Raw genomic sequence first — 528 nt, 5'->3', positions numbered from 1 at the left:
GACTCAGGCGTTGACCCGGCCTGAACCGTCTTTGGCAAATCACCATCCCAGCGGTAATATTCACCGGTAGTTTCATCACGCAGAATTTCATTACGTTTTGTTATCTCTGCACCCTGCTGGAAGCTGTCCATCGGGATATAACCGGCAGCAATGATCGCCTGGTCAATATCAACCTTGAATCGCTCCATGAGTTGCTCGAATATCCAGCGCATGCCTTCGATAGTCATATGACAGCGACCAAACCGGTCTTTGTATTCGTGTTCCAGTGACGTCACGAACTCGTCAATTTTTCCTGAGTTAAATTTCAGGTCGCGCGGTGCTTCACTCGGTACTGCATTTTGAGTAGGGATAGTAGCCATGTGCCTTTTTTCCAATAAAAAAGCCAGCTCTATGGCTGGCTTGTTGGTTTGAGTGTTATGTCAGACGTTATAGTCTGCTTTCGGTGCAAAATATTCGCTTGCTGTGATGGAGAACGTGCCGTCTGCATCTGGTTTCTTGTCAGAGACTACCCATCGCATAGCGTCCATT

Annotated in this window: 1 pseudogene; it reads right to left on the bottom strand. The window is 47.5% G+C overall.

Annotated features, from left to right (window positions below):
* Nucleotides 1-359 (bottom strand): annotated as a pseudogene (locus U868_RS23955) (glycosyl hydrolase family 28-related protein); the annotation flags it as partial.
* Between the last annotated feature and the right edge of the window lie 169 nt (nucleotides 360-528).

The organism is Morganella morganii H1r (assembly GCF_000633515.1).
In the GTDB taxonomy this organism is placed as follows: domain Bacteria; phylum Pseudomonadota; class Gammaproteobacteria; order Enterobacterales; family Enterobacteriaceae; genus Morganella; species Morganella morganii_B.
Note: the sequence above shows the minus strand (reverse complement) of the source record. Positions and strands in the feature narration are given on the sequence as shown.